A 16,400-nucleotide genomic window follows, 5' to 3' on the forward strand; every position below is an offset into this window, starting at 1 on the left:
CCCATGCAAACGCCTGATTCACTCAACCTGATCCGCATCTGTGACGACGCAGGCGTTGTGATCGCCCCCGACTGGCTGATGCTGGCCGAAGGCGTTCATCGCCAACTCCGCCCCCAACTGCCGTATGATTACGTTGGCAAGATGCACAAGGTGTTTGCCGGTGGAGGGCGCATGGCCGTTGTCAGCAACGACGACCAAGCGCTGGGTATTGCCCTCTGGCACTGCTACGAAGACACTTTCAACGGCATCAAGTTCTACGTCGATGACCTGGTCACCGACGCGGCCTACCGCAGTCTAGGGGTAGGCCAAGCCATGATGGCTTTCCTCGAAAGAGAAGCGCGCAGACTGGGCGCAGCAGGAATCGTCCTCGATTCCGGCACGCAACGCACCCAGGCGCATCGCTTCTATTTCCGTGAAGGCTTTGTAATTACCTCGTTCAACTTCAAGAAAATGTTCGTATGAAACCGATCAATGTTGGCCTGCTCGGCATCGGCACCGTGGGTGGCGGCACCTGGACCGTCCTCAACCGCAATCAGGAAGAGATCACCCGTCGCGCCGGTCGCCCCATCCGCATCACTACCGTGGCCGACCGCGATACGGCCCGCGCCAAAGCCGTGGTAGGCGACGCCGCCCGCGTCACCGACGACGCCTTTGCCCTGGTGCGCGACCCGGAGATCGATGTTGTCATCGAACTGATCGGCGGCTACGGCGTTGCCAAGGACTTGGTGCTGGCCGCCATCGAAAACGGCAAGCACGTCGTCACCGCCAACAAGGCCCTGCTGGCCGTGCATGGCAATGAAATCTTCGCCGCTGCGCAGAAGAAAGGTGTGGTCGTGGCCTTTGAAGCTGCCGTGGCCGGTGGTATCCCCATCATCAAGGCACTACGCGAAGGGCTCACCGCCAACCGCATCGAATGGATCGCCGGGATCATCAACGGCACCACCAACTTCATCCTCTCCGAGATGCGCGACAAGGGCCTGCCCTTCAACGAAGTATTGGCTGAAGCCCAACGCCTCGGTTATGCCGAAGCCGATCCCACCTTCGACATCGAAGGGATTGATGCTGCCCACAAGGCCACGTTGATGGCAGCACTGGCCTTCGGCATCCCGGTGCAATTCGACAAAGCCTACATTGAGGGCATCACCAAGCTCGAAGCCTCCGACATCAAGTATGCCGAACAACTGGGCTACCGCATCAAGCTGCTCGGCATCGCCCGCCGCCGCCCGCAAGGCGTGGAATTGCGCGTACACCCCACGCTGATCCCCTCCAAGCGGCTCATCGCTAATGTGGAAGGCGCAATGAATGCCGTCGTGGTGCAAGGGGATGCCGTCGGTGCCACCTTGTATTACGGCAAGGGAGCGGGCGCCGAACCCACCGCCTCCGCCGTGATCGCCGATCTGGTCGACATCACCCGGCTCGCCACAGCCGACCCGGAACACCGTGTGCCGCATCTCGCGTTCCAGGCCGACCAGCTCGTCAATCTGCCAATCCTGCCGATTGAAGAAGTCGAAACCGCCTACTACCTGCGCATGCGCGTAGAAGACAAGCCGGGCGTTCTGGCCGACATCACCCGCATCCTCGCAGGCCACGGCATCTCGATTGACGCCATGCTGCAACGCGAACCGGGTGACGGCGAATCGCAGACCGACATCATCCTGCTCACCCACCGCGCCATCGAAGGCAACGTCAACGCCGCCATCGCCACCGTGGAAGACCTCAAGACCGTCGTCGCCAAGGTCACCAAGATCAGGCTGGAAGAGCTGAACTGATTTTCAATGCGATTGGCGTATCCACGCCAATCGCCCTGCACCCATGTGCTGACTTGAATTGAATGCCTGCCATGCAATACCTTTCCACTCGCGGCAATGCGCCGCAACTTGGTTTCTCCGACATCCTGCTAGGTGGCTTGATGGAAGACGGCGGCCTCTCGCTGCCTGCCAGCTACCCCACCGTGAGCGATGCCGAACTCACCGCCATGCGCGGCATGAGCTATGCAGAGCTGGCTTATACGCTGCTTGCAAAGTTTGCCACCGACATTCCCGCAGACGATCTACGCGCACTCGCGGCCAAGACCTACACGCCTGCCGTATATTGCAACGCCCGCCCGGATTCGGACACGAGCCAGATCACGCCGCTACGCAAACTCGAAAAGAACCTGTATTTGCAGGAGCTTTCCAATGGCCCCACGCTCGCCTTCAAAGACATGGCGATGCAATTGCTGGGCAACCTGTTTGAATATGTGCTCGCAAAGCGCGGCGAGCAGATCAACATCCTCGGCGCCACCTCGGGCGACACGGGTTCGGCTGCCGAATATGCCATGCGCGGTAAAAAGGGCGTGCGCGTGTTCATGCTCTCCCCGCGTGAGAACATGAGCGCTTTCCAGCGCGCGCAGATGTATTCGCTGCAAGACGCGAACATCTTCAACCTTGCTGTGCGCGGCATGTTCGATGATGCACAAGACATTGTGAAAGCAGTGTCCAATGACCTCGCCTTCAAGGCCGAGTACAAGATCGGCGCGGTCAACTCGATCAACTGGGGTCGTGTTGCTGCACAGGTAATCTATTATTTCAAGGGTTATCTGGCTGCCACCACCTCAAACAACCAGCAGGTGAACTTTGCAGTACCCTCGGGTAACTTCGGCAACATATGCGCAGGCCATATCGCCCGCATGATGGGGTTGCCGATCCGCAAACTGGTGCTGGCTACCAACGAGAACGACGTGCTGGATGAGTTCTTCCGCACCGGCGTTTACCGCCCACGCAAGACGGCAGACGTAAAGGTCACTTCCAGCCCCTCGATGGATATTTCCAAGGCATCGAACTTCGAGCGCTTTGTGTTTGATCTGGTCGGGCGTGATCCGGCGGTGGTGCGTGAGCTGTGGAAGGCCGTGGATGGCGGCGGTCACTTTGATCTGTCGACCACACCCTACATCCCGCGCATTGCGGAATTCGGCTTTGTATCCGGCCGCAGCAACCATGCCGACCGCATCGCCACCATCCAGCGCGTCTACAAGCAATACGGGCTGATGATCGACACCCACACGGCAGACGGCCTGAAAGTGGCGCTCGAACACCTGGATGACGACATCCCCACCATCGTGCTGGAAACCGCACTACCCGCCAAGTTCGAAGAAACCATCATCGAAGCCCTCGGCGAAAAGCCCTGGCGCCCGGCCTCGATGCAAAACATCGAGGCCCTGCCCCAGCGCGTCGAGGTGATGGATATCAAGGTGCAGGCAGTGAAAGATTTCATCGTGACACACACACGATAAATATCTTCGCCATTATTTGCAAAAGGCCACGCATTTGCGTGGCCTTTTTATTTCAACGATACCTCTAAAAAGCACATACGTTTTCCCACTACAAAAAGACCAAAAACAATCCAATCCGGGCTGTCGTGTCTTTGTGCAGTCGGCAACGGCAAACTGACCGCAGCAGACATCCGGGAAGGCGCTTCAGTGGCACCTCATCGGCCAAACCGGCCATCAAGAACCTAGGCAACAGAGGCATCTTTAGACGGTTTTCTGAACATACTCCGCTTCGATCCCGATGCGCTAAGAAGGCTGACCTTGGCCGCGCATCTTCTGTTGATGAAAGTACTCCAGTAGCACATTGAAGGTCGAGAACGTCATACGAGTGGATAACCTTGTCCTCACCTCGCTAAGTGATTGCACGCTTTCCAATATGACATCAAGCTGAGCCACGCTCGCAGAAGCGGCATTGAGCGGATGGGCATTGATGTCTTGCCCTGCTGCCTCAAGCAGGCGTGTCTCTTCCTGAAACATGCGCAGCTTCTCATTGAATTCCTTGACTTGCTTTTTTTTCGTATAGCAGGGATCGCAGGTAACTTCGGCTGACAACAAAGCGTTATAGACGCTCCTAAGCATCCACCGATCTTGGAGCGCACCGTGGTCCAGTAGGGTCACGGTGAGGCGGGTGATGTGCCGATCCCGAAGCTCCAGCCTTGTCCCATCGCGGAAATGTATCGCCTCCTCACTCCGCAAAATACGCTCATGCCTCAGCGCCTGAGCTTGAGACGCGAATAAGCCACCTGCAAAATCGAGTAGCGCATCGCCCTGTATGCCGGTCATGGCGCCCCGGGTGAGCGCCTTTGCTTTGCACTCGACAAGGATGATGTTTTCCTCATCTTCGAACACGAGATCGCACTCGCCAGCACCTTGTTCGCCCAGATCATACTTCGCGTTCTCGAAGCACGGTTGCAAGCCGTGCTTGGCGAACAGGTATTTCGTCAGCCGCTCTGTCCCATCTCCTTTCAAACTGTCGATTTCCTTATCGGTCCTGTTGGTTCTCCAGGCTGCGAATGTTGCTTCGAACATGGCTGGCCCCAGTACCGAGGCCGCCGGCAAAACGACGCTGTTTCCCTTGAGCAGAATGAGCGGCTTGAAGATTACGTCAGGACCTGCAGCACCGAAGGGGGAACGATAGTTTTTGTTGGCTTCTCCCTCTCTATGCGCAAAGAATGGCAACATGGATTTAAAGACTCCCGGGCCGAAGCCGGTTTCAAGCAGCCTGGAGTTCGGAACAACCTGAGTGCCCGGTCTGGCGTGAGCTTTAAGAACTTGGGCCAGCTGTATTGCATCCGCAACGTTCCAGCCGAGCCGCTGCTTCATGTCGGCATCGAAGCTTTCACCAAAAAAAACGGCGAGAAACTGCAGCGTAAAGCTGAGATGCCACTGACGAAGAGCGAAGCAGTGGTCGTAGTGTGCGACCCTTCGCAGTCCATCCTCCAAGGCTTGAGCATCCAATCCTAGAAAAGCAAATTGTGAGTAGGGTTCGAGATCGAGCATCGCTACTAGATCGCGCGCCATGCAGATAGCCTTGTCCCAGAAGGACCTGGCATTACGTTCGTTGGATCCTAGGGCCGGCAGCTTGACAGCAATGTTATAGAGCAGCCCGATAGGCACCCCCGGGAGGCGGTCACCGTAACCACCGGCATATTTTCTGCCGAATAAAATTTGCTCGTAGGCATAAACTTGGCTCTCAAGGGCCACCCGCATGATATTCGAGAGCGCATTGATACAGCCTAGACGATGGAGGCATCTCCAAATTTCCCCGACGATATTTTCGATACTCTCAGACCTGATCTGGTATCGTCCTGAGCGGATCGAAAAGGGGTAGCCGAGTTGTTTTATCCGGGTCGCTGCGTCTGCGACTGCTTTTGTACGAGCGTTCGAGAATGGATGTCGCTTGAGAACCGTGAAAGCGCGACCTATGAGCATGGCTTCTCGCCACTCCGACTCATGGTCAAATGTTCGCACGAAAGCAGTGACCTGCGGTGGGGGAGATGCGCCTGGTTGAACGGGCCCGGATTGAATCCGCGTTCCGTCGGGCTTGGCGATTCCGGGCAAGCAAGCAGCAATGTTGTTAAGCACCTCAGCGATTGGTTCGCTCACCCTATCCAAAACATTAGCCAAGAAAAAATGATTGGCTAAAGCGCGCACGGTACTAACCGTTTGGCCAGTATTCTCTAAGACGATCAATAAGTCGAAGAGGCGATCCGATGCGTGCCGAAGGCTTTGGTAAGCTTCCAAGGCCTCATTCGCAGAGGCTTCATCTGCCATCTGCACGGCTGTGACGGAATCCTGAAAAATCGCTCTTAGTTTTTGCACCCGATCGTCCAGGTCCTGCATGCAGGCCTCCTTAAGGCGGGATGTTTCATGATGGGCGATACCGTAATTTTAAACGTGCATCACACACTAGCTATAGCAGGGCAGATTGAAGCAGCTACACAATAAATTGGCTTTCAGGCAGCTTACTAGCGCGTAGGGAGGGAAAGCCGACGGCGCCTCCCAACCCATTCTACCTCTCTCGGGTAAGACATTCTGCACTCATTTTTGTGGACAAATGCTTGGTGTTAAAGCATTACGACAATGCCAAGAATTCTCTATGCTCCAATCGAGCATAAGATTTGTAACGGTACAAACAGCGACATACCGAAAATTACAACGCAAAACGTTGGGAGACGCCTCAGCTTTCCCAACCTACATGCTAGGTAATTTTTTCGACACACTCGTCCACTGGAGTAAACATGTAATTACCGACTGGTGCGTACTGCAGATCATCATGAGCAAGAGGGTTGCTGCCAAGCCACTCGACAACAATGGATGTCACCCCCAGGATCTTCTCGTCATTTACCCATAAGAGGAACTGTGTATCAATATCAAGATGTTCGTAAGTGTCGCCCAACATCACAACCCGGGCTTTCTCTTTACCGTTGGGCATAGGTACGGAAACGATATCCCCTAAAATAATCGTCGAGCCGTCGTGATATTTCATAGCGCTGATGACTACTATAAATTTAAAAAGCAATTTTGCGCCCTGACCGCGGCACATATACGACAGAAGCCAACCCGAAGCAGTCTTGATCGGCTGCTTCGAAGTCTAGTCGATGAAAGTAGGCTAATGATCAAACTCCTTCTTTCCATCCTGCATCCGTCCTCAGGCATTTGTCAATGCGTAACATGTACGCCAAATAGATTCGATGGGTGATCGAGCTGCCTGCAAACCAATCCTGAAATGAGTTGTGGCGCATGGGCCTTTGGACTGCCCTGCTTCAGGCAAGGGTTAGCATTTCAACGATGTTGTTGATCTTGTGGGTAACGGCACCTCCTGCCCCCCTTTGTTAAATTGACAAGGAATTGCCGAGGTAGCGGGCTGAGGCTGATGCCTCTCAACCCCTGGCGAGACGATTTGCGCTAGGATAAAAACTTCTGCCTGTACTCCTACGTCCATGAATACCCTGCCCGACCTTGCCAAAGTCGTTGATCGCATCCGCCACGCCCGCCACGTTCTGGTGATTACGGGGGCGGGGATTTCTGCTGATTCGGGCTTGCCGACCTATCGTGGCTTTGGCGGGCTGTACGATGAGAATCCACATACCGAAGAGGGGATTCCGATTGAGGAAGCCTTGTCCGGGCACATGATGGAGCATTCGCCGCAGGTCACCTGGAAGTATCTCGCGCAGATCGAGAAGAACTGCCGGGGGGCTTTGCCGAATGCGGCGCACAAGATCATCGCCCAGCTCGAGGAACGCGTGCCGACCACGGTGCTGACGCAGAATATCGATGGTTTCCACCGTATGGCCGGGAGCCGCGATCTGATCGAAATGCACGGCGATCTCTTTAACCTGCATTGCGTGCATTGTGATTACAACGTGGTGGTGGAGGACTATGCCAAGCTCACCACTTTGCCACCGCCCTGCCCGCTATGCCTGGGGCATCTGCGCCCGGCAGTGGTGCTGTTTGGCGAGGCCCTGCCCGGCCCGGCAATCGGGCGCTTGCAGCAGGTGCTGGATCAGGGGTATGACCTGGTAATGTCCATCGGCACTACCTCGGTCTTCCCCTACATTGCCCATCCGTTTGCGTATGCGCATGATTACGGCGCCCTGGCCGTGGAGATCAACCCTGGGGAGACGCGGGTCAGCGAGTGTGCGGATGTGCGCTGGCGCGAGGGTGCCGCCAAGGCGCTGGGCGCCCTGTGGGACGCCCTGAACGCCTGATCACCCGACCTGCACGGCCACCCCTCGCCCTTCGGCCATGCTTTGGGCGACGGCTTCGGTAAAGGCCATGTATTTGAGGCCATCTTCAAACCGAGTGAGCCGCACGGGCGCTTCGCCACGGATTGCGCCGATGAATTCGGCCTCCACGCGCCAGCTGCCCACTTCTTCTGGCGGAATTGCGATGGGCGTGAGTGCAGAGTCCCCCTTGCGGGCGCCCGAGAGTATGCCATCAGCAAAGCGTAGCGTGCCTTCTGTGCCGCAGACAAGAATTTCATTGCTGCGCGCTAAGCCTGCTACAGAGGAAACCGTAAAACTCGCCTGAGCGCCGCAAACCATATCGGCCAGCACCTGGATGTGCTCGGGCACACGTACCGCATGCAATTGGCCCGTGGCCACGTCTGGCCGCTGGGTGACGAACACGCGCCCCTTGGCGACCAGATGGGTCGCCTCGCCCAGCCAGCGCATCACCGTCTCGTACCAGATACCCAGGCTCATCACGTTGAGCCCGGAAAGTTCGGCATCCTGCCGCCAACTCAGCGGCGCAGTGGGATCAACAAAGCGGCCATCTGCGGCGCGCACTTCGATACTGAGCGGGCGGCCGATATAGCCCTCACGCAACAAGCGCTGTACCGTGCGATCCACCCCCAGCGTAAAGGGCGCTGGCACAACCTGCGCGACCAGCTCAGGGTGGCGCCGCGCGGCGGTCAGCATCTGGCGCGCCTCATCCAGATTCATCGCCAGGCGCGCTTCGCACAGCACGTGCTTGCCCGCCTCCAGCGCGGCAAGGGTAAGCGGGCAATGCATGTAGGGCCAGGTGCCGATCATCACCGCATCAATAGAGGAGTCTTCAATCACGGCTCGCCAATTCGCCACCGCCTTCGGAATGCCGAAAGCTGCGGCCACCTTCTGCGCGGAGACCAGACTGCGGTTGGCCACACTGACGACTTCCACCCCGGCAATGGCTTGCAGGCCGGGAATGTGGCGCTCACGCGTATTGGCACCTGCGCCGATGACACCTAGCTTGATCGTGCTCATGCACACACCTCTCTCATGCGGTTCAATCCCGGTATTTTGACAGCACATCACTTACCTTGCAGACGCATCTTGCTGCGCCGGTGGCATACTTGGCAATCTGTTGGCTCGTTCTGGCTCTGTTGCCATCCAGAACCCTTTCTACCGTGGAGATTTGCATGAAGACAGTCTGCCTTCCCTCCGGCGAAACAGTTCCCGCGCTGGGTATCGGCACCTGGTATCTGGGTGAATTCGCCAAACATCGTGCCGATGAGATCGCTTGCATCCGGCTGGCACTGGATTCCGGGGTTCGCCTGATCGACACTGCCGAAATGTACGGGGAAGGCGCGGCTGAGAAATTGGTGGGCGAAGCGATTGCGGGGCGGCGCGAGGAGGCATTTCTCGTCAGCAAGGTCTATCCCTACAACGCCTCCCGCCAAGACGCAATTGCGGCCTGCGAGCGTAGCCTGAAACGCCTGGGCACCGATCACCTGGATCTGTACCTGTTGCACTGGCGCGGCGGTGTTCCGTTTGAGGAGACCCTGGAAGCCTTCACCCGCCTCAAGGCAACAGGCAAAATCCGCCACTTCGGCGTCAGCAACCTTGATACCGACGATATGGAAGAGTGGTACGCCAGCGCTGGCGGGCAGGCCTGTGCGACCAATCAGGTGCTCTACAACCTTGGCCGACGCGGCATCGAACTGAATCTGCTGCCCTGGCTGCGCCAGCATAAAACCCCGGTGATGGCCTATTCCCCCATTGAGCAGGCACGGCTGCTGCACACGCAGACACTACGAGATTTTGCCCGCGATACCGGTATCTCCCCACTGCACGCCGCGCTGGGCTGGCTGCTTGCCCAAGATGATGTCATCGCCATCCCCAGAACAGGGCGCCCCGAACATCTGCGGGAAATCCTTCAGGCTGCGCAGTCTCCCCTGAGTGCGGAACACGTAGCAGAGCTGGACCGACTTTTCCCCCGCCCAAAGCGCCCGATCCCCTTGGAGATGCTCTAGAAAAAAGGGTTTCCGGCACACGCTCATCCCCAAAATTCCGCAATATTCAAGCAAAACGTTATAATCGTAAAAAATATCACAGTTTTTGCACTAAACCTCTGATGCAACAACAATTTCAAATCGTCTTCGCCGGCAAGATTCTTGACGGTTTTTCTCTTGAGCAAGTCCGTGCAGAAGCCGCCAAACAGTTGCGGCTATCTCCCGCCAACCTGGAAGCGCTGTTCTGCGGACGCCGCGCCATGCTCAGGCAGGATCTGGATTTTGAGACTGCCGACAAGGTTCGCGAAAGATATGCAGCCTTGGGCATGAAGGTGCACCTCGAACCCCAGGCCGCCTCGCAAGCCACCACAGTGATAGCCCCCTCCAGCCCGGACAAGGATATCGATATTCTGCCGCCGATGGAGGAGGATGAAGTCAAGCCGCCCCCACCCAAGCTGGTGTCGCCCACCCCCGGTCTGCTGGTAACGCCCTCGTCCAGCCCCGTGTCAGAACCTGCTCCGGCCTCTTCCTCCACCGGGGAAGAAATCTGCTGTCCAAAATGCAATACTCGACAACCCAAGCGCACTTTGTGCCGGGCATGCGGTACGGATATTCCACGCTATATCGCTTCCATGGAGCAGGCGGAAAAGGATGCGCGACAAGCCCGTATCGCAACCGCCCAACTGAACGGCACAAGCCGCGTGCGACGGGAGCGCAGCAAACCCAAGCGGGAAGCGGCCCCGGTCGTCACGGTAAATCAGCCCCCTTTGATCGGCGTAGGGTGGAACGGGCGCTTGAGCCGCACGCGCTATCTGGTCAACGGGTTTCTGTTGTGCAGCGTGATGAGTCTTGCCGTCCTGCTGACCTCGCAACTGGGTTTTCCGGCCTTCATTGTCGGCCTGTTGCTCGTGTTCTACCAAGGCTTTCGCAGCATGGCATTGCGCCTTCATGACATTGAAATGAGCGGTTGGCTGGCCCTGCTGGGCCTGATCCCCGGGATTGGGGTACTCTTCGCCCTGGCCCTGGTGTTCTGGCCCGGTAAAGCACAAAACAACGCGCATGGCGAAGTCCCCTCAACTGCCAATCTGGTGCTGCAGATTGCCTCTTTCGTTATTGCCGTAGCATTGGCAACCCTGATGGTGATGCAGATGCAAAAGCCCGAGCAGATTCCCCATACGTCCGTCAGCCAAACCAGATCAAGTCTGGCCTGACGCTTTAAGCATGGAAGATACCGCATCGGCATATGAACTTGGCAGTAAAACATTCACAGAGGATGCCTGCGGCTCAATACCCACCTGCAACACCAGCTCATCCAGGCCGGCGTGACTGATCACCCGGCCGGACACAGGGAAACGCCGGGACAGGAATACCACGCCGCGATTGTAGGCAGACAGGTCGGCAGCGGCTTCTGTACGATCCGCGGGGTCATCCGCAGTCACTACAAACAGGTATTGTGCGCTCAAGGCCAGGCCCCCAGGATGCAGTAGATGCCGATCTGCTGCACTGGCAACATCCGCACGCGTCCAGGCGCATACATCCAGCAAAGTATCGCCGGGCATCAGCGATTCCTGCAAAGTGCTACGCATTGAAAAGCTCAGGTAATCGCATATTGATGGCAGGGTACGCCCGGCGAGTTCGTCCCGGCGCACCTCCACGCCATGGCCCAGAATCATCCCCAAGGCCTCAAGAAACAAATCCCGACTGGTGAGGTTGAAGCGCAGAATGCAGGGCGACTCCCCCGCCTCGCCATATTCAAGCACCAGACGCCCTTGCAGCAGGGCCAGAGAAAATTCGATTAACCGGGTCTGAGCAAAATCGGCATAACAGATGCTTGCGCCGCTGGCTTTTTCGGCAGAGAACGCCAGCCATTCCTGCCGGGTCACCACCAGCAGGGTAGCAGGGCAATACTCACCAAACGTGCCGAACTCCGGGGTATAGATAATGTGGCGCACCTGATCCTCGCGCCCTTCAAGCAAGCGCTGGACTGTTTTGCGGAACTCCAGCGGCACATCGCCCAGGCTATTGAGGCGGGTCGAAAAAGGAAGCTGTCGCCCGGAGGGGCGACCATACGGCGTGCTGCGTGGCGTAATATCCATGATAATCTCCTGGCGCTTAATCCTCCCGCACTATGCGCCACCCAGACCTGCCCAGGCCCTTTGGCACACCCTTTGGGCAGGATGCAAAATGGGCATACCGCTTGGCGCCACATTGCTTGCCGGGTAAGGTGGGATGCAAAAATCACATTAGCCTGCTAGGCTCAAATACCGCATCGCCACCATCCGTAGCAAGGATGTCGTCTCATGCCGCCTCATTTCAATGCCCCAACCGATACGCCAGAGCAGCCAGAGAACTGGCGTGATATCCAGCGCAACGAATTGCTGGCCGCCGTCTATGCCACCTCGCCAGACATGATTCTGGTGCACGATGCCGATGGCAGGATCATTGATGCCAACACCCAGGCCATCCAGCGCATCGGCCTGTCGCTTGATGAGTTATGCGCCTTACCCAACGTGGCGCTGCTGGCGGCAAATGAAGTCAGCCCCCAACAGACCAAGGCCAGCATTGATGCAGCCCTACATGGCGAACCACAGAATATTGAATGGACGCTCCGCTCGCGCAGTGGCGAGCCGATCCCCGTTGAGGTCAGGTTGCGTGCCATCCAACACGATACGCCGGGCTCTCGCGCAGTCGTCATTGCAGTGATACGTGACCTATCGGAACTCAAACAGACCGAAGCACAGCGCAATCTGGTCAACTCTCGCTATCAGGCCTTGGTCGAGCAATCCCTGGCTGGCATCTACATCATCCAGGATAACCGTCTGCGCTATTGCAACCCGCTCTTCGCACGTATGTTTGGCTATGCCTCACCCGAAGATCTGATCAATACCATCCCTGTGTCATCGCTTGCTGATCCTTCTGATCGGGAAAGAGTTGCGCAGAATATCCGCCTGCGCCTGGAATCCGGTGTTTCGGAATTACGTTATACCTTCAAGGGCTTGCGCAAGGATGGCAGCAATATCGAAGTCGAAGTCCACGGCCATACCATCGACTATGAAGGGCGCCGTGCCGTCATCGGGGTACTGATTGATGTCACCGAGCAAAAGTGCGCTGAGCGGCGCATGCTGCAAATCAACGAGGAACTTGAAATCCGGGTCGCAGAGCGCACCGCTGCGCTCAAAGCATCCAACGATGATTTGCGCCGGGCCATGAATCACCTGGTGCAGAGCGAAAAACTCGCGGCCTTGGGGAGCCTGGTGGCAGGCGTGGCGCATGAGTTGAATACACCGCTGGGCAATGTGCTCGCCAGCGCATCTTCACTGCAGGACTATGCGCAGGAATTTGCCCAGGCACTCTCCCACCCCGAAAGTCTGCGGCGCTCCACCGTGATGGATTATTCCGCCACCTGCCTGTCTGCAGCGGAATTGATTGTGCGCAACGCTGAGCGTGCGGCCAATCTGATTACCAATTTCAAACAGGTGGCCGTCGACCAGACCAGCATGCAAAAGCGCCGTTTCAAGCTACTGGAGGTCGTCACGGAAGCCACCCTACTGCTCAGCTCGCGCATCCATCGGGCAGCACATGAGATTGAAACAAACATCCCGGATGACATATTTCTGGAAAGCCATCCCGGCGCACTCGATCAGATCATCAGCAATCTGATCATCAACTCCATGACACATGGATTCACAGAAGGCCAGCACGGCAAGATCAGCCTGAGCGCTTCCTGCCAGGATGACTTAATTACATTAGAATATGCCGACAACGGCCAGGGCATGCCACAGACGGTGGCAGACCGCGCTTTCGAGCCCTTCTTCACCACCCGGCTAGGCAGTGGCGGCAGCGGCCTGGGGCTCTATACGGTCTACAACCTCGTCACCGCCTTGCTGGGCGGCAGCATTCGCCTGGAAACGGCCCCCGGTCAAGGCGCGCGCTTTATCCTCACGCTCCCCAAGACAGCCCCCGCCGCAACCGCTGAAAATATGACTCCAGCAAGCTTCTGACGCCCAGATGCCATGCACCCACAAAGCTAGGGACTGGTGATCCGGAACGTGTAGCTATAGCTGCGGGTAGCGTTCTTCACCGTCACGTTGCCAATCGTCACGGTATATTGAACATTGTTGCTCAAGTTGCTGACCTGCCATTGCAGGATATTGGGCACCCCGTAGCCATTGTAATCGGTCGTTTTGCCACTCACCGTCAGGGCATTGCCAGCAGCATCCTTGACCGAAATCGTCGCGTTATCCAGATTCACTGCCGTTTTGTCATTCGCCCACTCGCTGCTGCGGTCTGCAATCGCCGTGAAAGAGAAGTATTGACTGCCGCTGTATAGCTTGGCGGGGTAATCGCCATAGGGATACGCCACAAAATTCAGGTTGCTATAGCTGCTCAGATCCTGTGTCGGGCTCCCTATCACCTTCAGCGCGCCCGCCAGCGTCCCGTTCGAATCCACCCGCCCGAAAGACACCGCCGATACAAACGGGTCCAGCACCCAGCGCCGGTGCCCCAGGTTGGACACACCGGAATCAATCAGAAAACCTTCCACCGCCCAGGTCGAATCCACCGACAGCGTACTACCCGAACTCCACAGCATGGCCAGATTGCTGCTCCCGGCCCCGGATGCACCATCGCTGGTATAGCACTTCCATGTCGTGGGCGGCTGATGATTGAGCGCATTGTTGGCCACCATCATCAGGGCGGCCTGCGCGGTCAGGTTGTCACTGGCTGAATCGTAAGTCACAGCGGGCAGGCCATGCCGGGCGCGTATTGAATTCAAATCATTAAGCGCAGCCTGTTTTTCTGCGTCAAGCAGCTTGCCTGCATAACAACTGGAGACAACGGGCAGATCGGAATAACGCTGCGCGCTCGTTCCCCCTGAAGAAGAAGAAGAGGAGGAGGAGGAGGAAGATGATGACGATGAAGAAGACGATGAACCGCTTGAAGATGATGTGGGCGAGGTGGCGCCTGGGGAAGCCCCCGCATCACCCGAAGCGCCACCACCCCCGCATGCGGCCAAAACGAAGAGTGCCATCGCTGCCAACGGAAGCCTTACACCATAGTCATTTCCGAACCGTACATTGCGCATCATCACCCACCTGTATTTACATGGATTGATGCGAGCTTACCCAAGAAGACTTAAGCCATCCGCTTTGCCTGACCAACGGAGAACCTGCACCCCACGATCACATCTCCTTGATACGTCTGAAACCCAAGCGTGGCGCAAATCTTGGTCACAAAACCCATCAGGGGTCTGTACAAACCGAAAAACCCTAATAAAATCGCGGTCTTTCAAGTATTTAATCGAGAACTCGTTTTTCTATGTCGAGCGCCCAACCCATTACCCTGCACCCCGCCCGCCCCGCCCAGCCGCAAGCCGGGTCAGACGTGACGCCAGCCATCCCCGGCCATCGCGTGGAACTGCAACTGCTCACCACGCTCAAGTGCAACCTCAAATGCACCTATTGCTCGCTGGGCGTCGGTGAAGTGCTCGGCTCCCAGACCCATGTGGACTACAGCCTGGATCAACTGGAAAATTTCGTCGCCACCCATCTGGGCGGGTATGAGACCTACGTCACCTTCTACGGCGGGGAACCCACACTCAACACCCAGTACATGCAGGAAGTGATCGCCCGCTTCCCCAATTTCCGCTATCAGTTGCAAACCAACGGCACATTGCTTGATGGCCTGCCAGATGCGCTGCTGGCCCGCATGTCCAACTACCTCATCTCCATTGATGGGGGAGAAACCACCACCGACGGCTACCGTGGCCGGGGCATCTACCGGCAGGTGATGAAGAATCTGGCCACCGTCCGCCCCAAGATCGCGGGCAGTGCCACCGCACGCGTCACCTGGAGCCACCCGGAAATCAGCTTTGAAGAACTTGACCACCTCACCGAAATCTTCGATTACCTGTATTTCCAGTTTGTGGCAGACCGGGGCGCTTACCCGGCGGAAGGCATGGCCAAGCGCCGCGCCATTCTGGCGCAGATGATCGACAAGTTCTTCCGCCACACTGACCGTCTCTACCCCATCATCCCCATCATGGGCATGGTGCGCAACAAGGTGATGCCTTCCCGTGCGCAGGAACTCTACCAGGGCAAGAGCCAGTGCCGCGCCTCCACCCACATCCTGAACGTGATGCCGGACGGGCGCATCTTCCCCTGCCCCGATCTGCTCTACCTGCCGGAAATGCAGCAAGGCAGTGTGGTCGACAACTGGCTGCGTGCCAGCCCCCTGCAAGCCGACCCGGCCATGCCCTGCTCAAGCTGCGAGGCCTTTGCCTTCTGCCGGGGCAACTGCATGAAGAACCTGTATCTGGCCTATGTAAAGAAGGATGAAGACTACCGCCGCGAAGTTGTAGAACCCATCTGCGAACTGGTACGCTTCATGGGAGAAGAGATCGACCGCCACAATCCGCAAGAATGGTTCGCCCGCGCCAGCCTGCCTGTGCGCAAGCAGATCACGGATTGCGAAGTGTACGAATACGTCGAAATCATGCCCTGATCTGTCGCAGCTCTCCGGGCTGTTTCCTCCTTGGATACAGCCCAAACAGCCCGCCCGGTTTTAAAGCAATACCGCCCACCACACCCCATGCTGACCTCCATCCGGCCCACTTACCCCAGCACCACCACGGCAAGCACTTCCGGCAACCGCCAATTGGAGAACATGAGGCAGCAGCTCAACGATCTGCTCAAGCAATCAGCAGTGTGGCGGCAGAATGGCGCCCGGCAGATCAAACCCGAGCAGTACCAGCAGATGCAAAGACAGATCGCCGCGCTGGAGGAAAAGATCGCGGTATTGAACCGATCCTCCAAAGCCTAGGGCGACGTGCGCGGTGGCGCATCATCGCGCTGCATGAATACCGTTTTACACGCTCAGGCA

Annotated in this window: 14 protein-coding genes; 9 read left to right on the forward strand and 5 right to left on the reverse strand. The window is 57.3% G+C overall.

Features of this window, described 5'->3' with window-relative positions; translation table 11 throughout:
* Positions 1–3: 3 nt before the first annotated feature.
* The 3 genes from B145_RS0119720 (at position 4) to thrC (ending at position 3,271) form a co-directional block, all read left to right on the forward strand.
* Positions 4–462, forward strand: a complete 459-nt coding sequence (locus B145_RS0119720) for a GNAT family N-acetyltransferase (protein WP_157288531.1) — start codon at positions 4–6, stop codon at positions 460–462.
* On the forward strand, positions 459–1,769 hold the full coding sequence (locus B145_RS0119725; protein WP_018609677.1) for a homoserine dehydrogenase: 1,311 nt from the start codon (positions 459–461) through the stop codon (positions 1,767–1,769). Before B145_RS0119720 ends, B145_RS0119725 begins: the two co-directional genes overlap by 4 nt.
* A gap of 71 nt (positions 1,770–1,840) precedes the next feature.
* On the forward strand, positions 1,841–3,271 hold the full coding sequence (gene thrC, locus B145_RS0119730) for a threonine synthase (RefSeq protein ID WP_026259318.1): 1,431 nt from the start codon (positions 1,841–1,843) through the stop codon (positions 3,269–3,271).
* Positions 3,272–3,553: 282 nt separating this feature from the next.
* Here the strand turns inward: thrC and B145_RS0119735 are convergent, their stop codons facing one another.
* Positions 3,554–5,650: a hypothetical protein gene (locus tag B145_RS0119735; RefSeq protein ID WP_018609679.1), complete on the reverse strand. Its 2,097-nt coding sequence runs from the start codon at positions 5,648–5,650 to the stop codon at positions 3,554–3,556.
* A gap of 358 nt (positions 5,651–6,008) precedes the next feature.
* A complete protein-coding gene (locus B145_RS0119740) occupies positions 6,009–6,296 on the reverse strand; it encodes a hypothetical protein (protein WP_157288532.1) in 288 nt (95 codons plus the stop codon).
* A gap of 454 nt (positions 6,297–6,750) precedes the next feature.
* Between B145_RS0119740 and B145_RS0119745 the strand changes: the two genes are divergently transcribed.
* Positions 6,751–7,518 carry an NAD-dependent protein deacylase gene (locus tag B145_RS0119745; RefSeq protein WP_018609681.1) on the forward strand — a complete coding sequence of 256 codons (768 nt, stop codon included), beginning with the start codon at positions 6,751–6,753 and terminating at the stop codon, positions 7,516–7,518.
* On the opposite strand, the gene B145_RS0119750 is transcribed toward B145_RS0119745, so the two are convergent.
* The gene (locus B145_RS0119750; RefSeq protein WP_018609682.1) at positions 7,519–8,553 is read right to left on the reverse strand and encodes a Gfo/Idh/MocA family protein; all 1,035 of its coding nucleotides are present in this window, start codon (positions 8,551–8,553) and stop codon (positions 7,519–7,521) included. It abuts the gene before it with no gap.
* Between the two features lie 155 nt (positions 8,554–8,708).
* Between B145_RS0119750 and B145_RS0119755 the strand changes: the two genes are divergently transcribed.
* On the forward strand, positions 8,709–9,542 hold the full coding sequence (locus B145_RS0119755) for an aldo/keto reductase (protein WP_018609683.1): 834 nt from the start codon (positions 8,709–8,711) through the stop codon (positions 9,540–9,542).
* 101 nt (positions 9,543–9,643) lie between these two features.
* On the forward strand, positions 9,644–10,732 hold the full coding sequence (locus B145_RS0119760) for a DUF805 domain-containing protein (RefSeq protein WP_018609684.1): 1,089 nt from the start codon (positions 9,644–9,646) through the stop codon (positions 10,730–10,732).
* On the opposite strand, the gene B145_RS0119765 is transcribed toward B145_RS0119760, so the two are convergent.
* Complete coding sequence (locus B145_RS0119765; RefSeq protein ID WP_018609685.1) at positions 10,718–11,617, reverse strand: hypothetical protein; 900 nt, start codon at positions 11,615–11,617, stop codon at positions 10,718–10,720. The genes B145_RS0119760 and B145_RS0119765 overlap by 15 nt on opposite strands.
* Before the next feature lie 204 nt (positions 11,618–11,821).
* Between B145_RS0119765 and B145_RS27770 the strand changes: the two genes are divergently transcribed.
* On the forward strand, positions 11,822–13,522 hold the full coding sequence (locus tag B145_RS27770) for a PAS domain-containing sensor histidine kinase (RefSeq protein WP_018609686.1): 1,701 nt from the start codon (positions 11,822–11,824) through the stop codon (positions 13,520–13,522).
* Positions 13,523–13,548: 26 nt separating this feature from the next.
* Here the strand turns inward: B145_RS27770 and B145_RS0119775 are convergent, their stop codons facing one another.
* Entirely contained in the window at positions 13,549–14,550 is a 1,002-nt protein-coding gene (locus B145_RS0119775) for a CAP domain-containing protein (RefSeq protein WP_157288533.1), read from the reverse strand.
* 287 nt (positions 14,551–14,837) lie between these two features.
* On the opposite strand from B145_RS0119775, the gene B145_RS0119780 reads away from it, so the two are divergent.
* Complete coding sequence (locus B145_RS0119780) at positions 14,838–16,022, forward strand: radical SAM/SPASM domain-containing protein (RefSeq protein WP_018609688.1); 1,185 nt, start codon at positions 14,838–14,840, stop codon at positions 16,020–16,022.
* 30 nt (positions 16,023–16,052) lie between these two features.
* Entirely contained in the window at positions 16,053–16,340 is a 288-nt protein-coding gene (locus tag B145_RS0119785; protein WP_157288534.1) for a hypothetical protein, read from the forward strand.
* The last annotated feature ends 60 nt before the right edge of the window (positions 16,341–16,400 follow it).

Source organism: Uliginosibacterium gangwonense DSM 18521 (assembly GCF_000373965.1).
In the GTDB taxonomy this organism is placed as follows: Bacteria; Pseudomonadota; Gammaproteobacteria; order Burkholderiales; family Rhodocyclaceae; genus Uliginosibacterium; species Uliginosibacterium gangwonense.

Bases quoted from the DNA above. Each gene is read 5' to 3' on its own strand.
- B145_RS0119745 (WP_018609681.1), top strand. From the start codon at position 6,751: ATGAATACCCTGCCCGACCTTGCCAAAGTCGTTGATCGCATCCGCCAC.
- B145_RS0119755 (WP_018609683.1), top strand. From the start codon at position 8,709: ATGAAGACAGTCTGCCTTCCCTCCGGCGAAACAGTTCCCGCGCTGGGT.
- thrC (WP_026259318.1), top strand. From the start codon at position 1,841: ATGCAATACCTTTCCACTCGCGGCAATGCGCCGCAACTTGGTTTCTCC.
- B145_RS0119720 (WP_157288531.1), top strand. From the start codon at position 4: ATGCAAACGCCTGATTCACTCAACCTGATCCGCATCTGTGACGACGCA.
- B145_RS0119740 (WP_157288532.1), bottom strand. From the start codon at position 6,296: ATGAAATATCACGACGGCTCGACGATTATTTTAGGGGATATCGTTTCC.
- B145_RS0119725 (WP_018609677.1), top strand. From the start codon at position 459: ATGAAACCGATCAATGTTGGCCTGCTCGGCATCGGCACCGTGGGTGGC.
- B145_RS0119750 (WP_018609682.1), bottom strand. From the start codon at position 8,553: ATGAGCACGATCAAGCTAGGTGTCATCGGCGCAGGTGCCAATACGCGT.
- B145_RS0119765 (WP_018609685.1), bottom strand. From the start codon at position 11,617: ATGGATATTACGCCACGCAGCACGCCGTATGGTCGCCCCTCCGGGCGA.
- B145_RS0119775 (WP_157288533.1), bottom strand. From the start codon at position 14,550: ATGGCACTCTTCGTTTTGGCCGCATGCGGGGGTGGTGGCGCTTCGGGT.
- B145_RS27770 (WP_018609686.1), top strand. From the start codon at position 11,822: ATGCCGCCTCATTTCAATGCCCCAACCGATACGCCAGAGCAGCCAGAG.
- B145_RS0119780 (WP_018609688.1), top strand. From the start codon at position 14,838: ATGTCGAGCGCCCAACCCATTACCCTGCACCCCGCCCGCCCCGCCCAG.
- B145_RS0119735 (WP_018609679.1), bottom strand. From the start codon at position 5,650: ATGCAGGACCTGGACGATCGGGTGCAAAAACTAAGAGCGATTTTTCAG.
- B145_RS0119760 (WP_018609684.1), top strand. From the start codon at position 9,644: ATGCAACAACAATTTCAAATCGTCTTCGCCGGCAAGATTCTTGACGGT.